General features: G+C 63.0%; 6 protein-coding genes. All 6 read right to left on the bottom strand.

Features of this window, described 5'->3' with window-relative positions:
- Nucleotides 1–151: 151 nt before the first annotated feature.
- The gene (locus AWB81_RS40385) at nucleotides 152–871 is read right to left on the bottom strand and encodes an amino acid ABC transporter ATP-binding protein (RefSeq protein WP_062643966.1); all 720 of its coding nucleotides are present in this window, start codon (nucleotides 869–871) and stop codon (nucleotides 152–154) included.
- The gene (locus tag AWB81_RS40380) at nucleotides 858–1,508 is read right to left on the bottom strand and encodes an amino acid ABC transporter permease (protein WP_062643965.1); all 651 of its coding nucleotides are present in this window, start codon (nucleotides 1,506–1,508) and stop codon (nucleotides 858–860) included. The genes AWB81_RS40385 and AWB81_RS40380 overlap by 14 nt, the downstream gene beginning before the upstream one ends.
- On the bottom strand, nucleotides 1,505–2,182 hold the full coding sequence (locus tag AWB81_RS40375; RefSeq protein WP_062643963.1) for an amino acid ABC transporter permease: 678 nt from the start codon (nucleotides 2,180–2,182) through the stop codon (nucleotides 1,505–1,507). The genes AWB81_RS40380 and AWB81_RS40375 overlap by 4 nt, the downstream gene beginning before the upstream one ends.
- Nucleotides 2,183–2,223: 41 nt before the next feature.
- Nucleotides 2,224–3,033 carry a transporter substrate-binding domain-containing protein gene (locus AWB81_RS40370; protein WP_062643961.1) on the bottom strand — a complete coding sequence of 270 codons (810 nt, stop codon included), beginning with the start codon at nucleotides 3,031–3,033 and terminating at the stop codon, nucleotides 2,224–2,226.
- Between the two features lie 184 nt (nucleotides 3,034–3,217).
- A complete protein-coding gene (locus tag AWB81_RS40365; protein WP_062643959.1) occupies nucleotides 3,218–4,081 on the bottom strand; it encodes an urease accessory protein UreD in 864 nt (287 codons plus the stop codon).
- Nucleotides 4,082–4,137: 56 nt separating this feature from the next.
- Complete coding sequence (gene urtE / locus AWB81_RS40360; RefSeq protein ID WP_062643957.1) at nucleotides 4,138–4,830, bottom strand: urea ABC transporter ATP-binding subunit UrtE; 693 nt, start codon at nucleotides 4,828–4,830, stop codon at nucleotides 4,138–4,140.
- Between the last annotated feature and the right edge of the window lie 250 nt (nucleotides 4,831–5,080).

Raw genomic sequence — 5,080 nt, 5'->3', positions numbered from 1 at the left:
TTGCTTACTTTCTTTGCAGCAGCAAAGAAAGTGAGTCCCGCCCCGGACAGGGGCAGAGCTAATAGACCACAAAGAAAACAAGTTCCACCGAAGCACTCGCCATCAAAACGGTGGTCAAAAAAAACCTACCTGCATTCGTGCGAAAACTACCTCATTGAATGAACTTGCGCAACTCGACGCTGGTAGGCCGCTCGAAGATATCCTCCGGCGTGCCGCTTTCCCAGACGCGCCCCTGGTGCATGAACACCACCTTGTTGCTCACGCGCCGGGCAAAGCGCATCTCATGCGTGACCATGATGAGCGTCATCCCGTCCCGCGCAAGACTTTCGACAACCGCGAGCACCTCGCCGACAAGCTCGGGATCGAGCGCCGACGTGATCTCGTCGCAGAGCAGGACAGTGGGCTTCATCGCGAGCGCCCGCGCAATGGCTACACGCTGCTGTTGTCCGCCTGACAACTGCTCAGGATACGAATCGAACTTGTCGGCGAGACCGACGCGCTCCATCACCTGCTCGGCCGTCGCACGCGCTTTCGCCTTGTGGACCTTCTTGACCACCGTCTGCGCGAGCATCACATTCTGGCCCGCCGTCAGATGCGGAAAGAGGTTGTACTGCTGAAACACCATGCCGACTTTCAGGCGCAGTGCGCGCAGATCGGCATGGCGGGCATCCATGTGCTCGCCGTCGATTTCGATCGAACCTTCGTCGATGCTCTCAAGGCCGTTCAACGTGCGCAGCAGCGTGCTCTTGCCCGAGCCGCTGCGCCCGATGATCGCGACGACCTGCCCAGGCTCGACCGAAAAATCGATACCTTTCAGTACCTGGTTCGCGCCGAACTGCTTCTTCAGATTGCGGGTTTCAACGAGCGGCATTCCATTTCCTTTCCAGCGTGCGCGCGTAACGAGTAAGCGGATAACAAAGCACGAAATAGATCAAGGCGACGAGGCCATACACGATGAACGGCCTGAACGTCGCGTTCGAAATCATCGTGCCCGCCTTGGTGAGTTCGGTGAAGCCGATGATCGAGACGAGCGCCGTGTCCTTCACGGCCTGCACGCCGAAGCCGACAGTCGGCCCGATCGCGATGCGCGCGGCCTGCGGCAGGATCACGTGGCGAAGCTGCTCCAGGTAGCTCATCGCAAGGCTCGACGAAGCCTCCCATTGCCCCTTCGGAACCGCTTCGACGCAACCGCGCCAGATCTCCGCGAGATACGCGCTCGTGAATAGCGTGAGCCCGACCGTCGCGGCGATCCACGGCGATACTTCCACGCCGAGCAGCGGCAGCCCGAAGAACACGAGGAACAGTTGCATCAGGAGCGGCGTGCCCTGAAAGATTTCGATATACGCCTTCACGAGCGTGCGCAGCAGGCGTGACTTCGACACGCGCATCACGAGCAGCGCAAAACCAACGACGCCGCCCGCGACGAACGAGACGATCGACAGCACCACGGTCCAGCGCGCGGCGAGCAACAGGTTCGTCAGGATCTGCTCGAACGAGAATTCGATCATCGCGCGCCTCGCAAATTGCGCGAGAAGAGGCGCTTGCCCGCGGAGTTGAGGAGCCACCGCAGCACGATCGCCATCACGAGATACGCGGCGGTGATCAGGAAGTACGTCTCGAACGCGCGGAAGTTGCGCGACTGGATATAGCTTGCCGCATACGTCAGGTCCGGCACCGAGATCTGCGAGACGACCGCCGAGCCGAGCATCGTGATGACGATCTGGCTCGACAGCGCAGGGAAGACCTTCGCCAGCGCCTGCGGCAGAATGACGTGACGAAACGTCTGGCCGCGCGTCATTGCAAGCGATGCCGCCGCTTCGTGATGTCCCTTCGGCACCGCGGCAATCCCCGCGCGGATGATCTCGACCGAATAGGCGCCGAGGTTCAGCGTCATCGCGAGAATGGCGGCCGTGAATTCGCCGAGGTGCACGCCGAGCGCGGGCAAGCCGAAGAACACGAAGAAGAGCTGCACGATGAACGGCGTGTTGCGAATCGCTTCGACGTAACCGCGCGTCAGCGAGCGCAGCCACGCGTGCCGGCTGTCGCTCGCCGCCGCGCCCGCCACGCCGACACCGATGCCGAGCGCGGTCGAGACCGCGGTGAGGCCGAGTGTCGTCGCGGCACCGCTTGCGAACATGCCAAGATATTCCCCGAGGTCGGCGAACTGAAGTTCATAGGCCATTAAAAGCGTTGCCTTTATCGAGTTGCACGCATATCACGCATTCACAGGCTCGCCGGCAGCGGCTGGCCGAACCATTTCCTGGACATCGATTCGAGCGTGCCGTCCTTCTTCGACTGATCTATGGCGGCATCGACCTTCGCGAGCAGGCGCGGCTCGTTCTTGTTCAAGCCGACGAAGCACGGCGAATTCTTGATGACGAACTTCGCTTCCGGACGGCGCGGCGGGTTCTTCGCGAGGATCGCGGCCGCGACGATGTTGCCCGCGGCGATCAGTTGCACCTGGCCCGAGAGGAACGCCGAGATGGTCGCGTTGTTGTCCTCGAAGCGCTTGATGGTCGCGTTCGGTGCCATCTGCGTGAGCGCGATTTCTTCTAGCGCGCCGCGCGTCGCGCCGACCGTCTTGCCGGTGAGGTCGGCCGGGCCGCTCACCTTGATGTCGGCGGGACCGAACACGCCCTGAAAATACGGCGCATAGGCGGTCGAAAAGTCGAGCACCTTTTCGCGCTCGGGCGTCTTGCCGAGCGACGAAATTACGAGGTCCACCTTGTTCGTCGTGAGATACGGAATGCGGTTCGCGCTATTGACCGGCACGAGTTCGAGCTTCACGCCCATCGACTTCGCGAGCAGCGCGGCCATGTCGATGTCGTAGCCTTGCGGCTTCATGTCGGCGCCGACAGAACCGAAGGGCGGATAGTCTTCCGGCACCGCGACGCGCAGTGTGCCGCTTTTCGCGATCGTGTCGAGCGCGTCGGCGTGGGCGGTGATCGGCGAGAGGGCGAAGAGGGGCGCTGCGATGGAAGCGGCAAGGGCGGCGAGCGCCGTGCGACGCGCGCGGAAAAACGTGTGGTTCATCGATGATCCTGTTGTGTGTAATGCGCGTCTTTCATCGAGCGCGCTCTGAAGTCGGATCGTTTAAGCGAGAGTCGTGCCATCGCGCGGATACGCCGCGCGAACGGGCACTTGCGCGTTGCGCAACGCTATCACGCACAAATTCGGGGCGCAATAAAGTGCCACGTTGGTGCGCGTCAGAGGGTGATCAGGTGGTCCAGAGACGCAGCGGTTTTGCCTCGATGCCGTGAACCGCGGGTCGCAGGCGCGTCCAGCAATCGGCCATGGCGCGCTGCAACGGCTCCATCGAGCGGCTCACGGCACGCACGATCAGCACGCCCGATGCGACGCATGAGGCGCCGGCACGCAGGTTGTCGTCGAAGGGGAGATTGTCTGTCAGTGCTTCGGCGAGCGCGTCGTTGCATGCGGCGCCAATGGCCCACATCGTGCCGTAGCAGGCGAAATTTGCGAGACCCTGGGGCATGCCGCGCAGCGGATCGTCCGCGTCGATGCGCGCGCGCTCGAACCAGCGCAGGCGCCCATAGGTGTTGCGGATGCTCGACACGGCGCGGATTTGTCCCGCCGACCATGTCTCGCCTGCGGCCTGCCGTCCGAGCTGCATCGCGTCCCAGCCGATGGCGCTTGCTTCGTCGTCGATCGTCAGCGCAAAGTCGAGTTCCACATTCGACGAATCGAACACGATGTTGTTCTGCGGCAGCCAGTCGAGCTTCGCCCCGGCGCCGACGCGAATCGCGATTCGTTGTGTCGCGAGCTTGCCGTTCGACTTGTACCACTTGGTGGCGCCGGGTGTCGTGATGACGGCGTGGGTGTGATCGGAGAGATCGATATCGATGGCGAGACGGTCGCCGCCCGCGACGCCGCCGGGCGGATGCACGACGACCGCATGGCACGTCGCGTCGCCTTCGGGATAGAGCGGCCGCTGCACGCGCAGCGGCCCTTCATGCCGGCGATGCGTGAGCACCGTGCGCGCGTGCTGACGGGTGAAGCCGAGTTCGAGGCGGCCGTGCCATTCGTCGGCATGCAGGAGTGCGGCGTGGGGTGCGTGGTGCATGAACGGGAGCGTGGCCGGGGAGCCGCCATGGTACGGCGGCTCGCGCAGGGAAGCAATCAGACCGCGATCAGCTCCCGCACGCCATGCTCGTCCATTTCCGAGCCCGCGCCGCCCGCGACGATCTCGCCGCGGCTCATGACCCAATAGCGGTCCGCGAGTTCGCGCGCAAAGTCGTAGTACTGCTCGACGAGCAACACCGTCATGCCCATTTCGTCGACGAGCTGGCGCAGCGTGCGCCCGATATCCTGGATGATCGACGGCTGGATGCCTTCGGTGGGTTCGTCGAGGATGAGCAGTTGAGGTTCGCTCATCAGCGCGCGGCCGATGGCTAGCTGCTGCTGCTGCCCGCCGGAGAGATCGCCGCCGCGGCGGTTCTTCATGTCGCGCAGGACGGGGAAGAGTTCGTAGATGCGATCCGGCACTTTCGAGGGCGCCTTGCGGCTTGCCGCGCCGACCATCAGGTTTTCCTCGACGGTGAGCCGCCCGAAGATGTCGCGGCCCTGGGGCACGTAGGCGAGGCCGGTTGCGACGCGCTTGTAGGTGGGCATCGAAGAGATCTTCGTGCCGCGCCAGGAGATGGTGCCGTTTCTGGTCGGCACGACGCCCATCAGGCAGCGCAGGAGCGTCGTCTTGCCGACGCCGTTGCGGCCGAGCAGCACGGTCAGCTTGCCGTCGGGGACGGTCATCTTCACATCGCGGAGGATGTGGCTGCCGCCGTAGTACTGGTTCAACGAGTCGACTTCTAGCATTGCACGGGTCCTGTGGGCTTCTTTGTCTGCATTTCGCGCGAACAGCCGTTTGATGGTTCTGCGCTTCAGTGGAACTTGTTTTCTTAGTGGTCTATTGGCTCTGCCCCTGTCCGGGGCGGGACTTACTTTCTTTGCTGCTGCAAAGAAAGTAAGCAAAGAAAGCAGCTTTTCATGCAGCAGTCACAACACGTCAACGCACCAGCAATACCGAGTGGCGCAGCGCCTAAGTGTCGCCCTCAAACATCGACGC

The sequence above is a fragment of the Caballeronia arationis genome, from assembly GCF_001544975.2.
GTDB classification, from domain to species: Bacteria; Pseudomonadota; Gammaproteobacteria; order Burkholderiales; family Burkholderiaceae; genus Caballeronia; species Caballeronia arationis.
The sequence above is the reverse complement of the archived record's forward strand: the minus strand, read 5'-3'. Positions and strand labels throughout refer to the sequence as shown.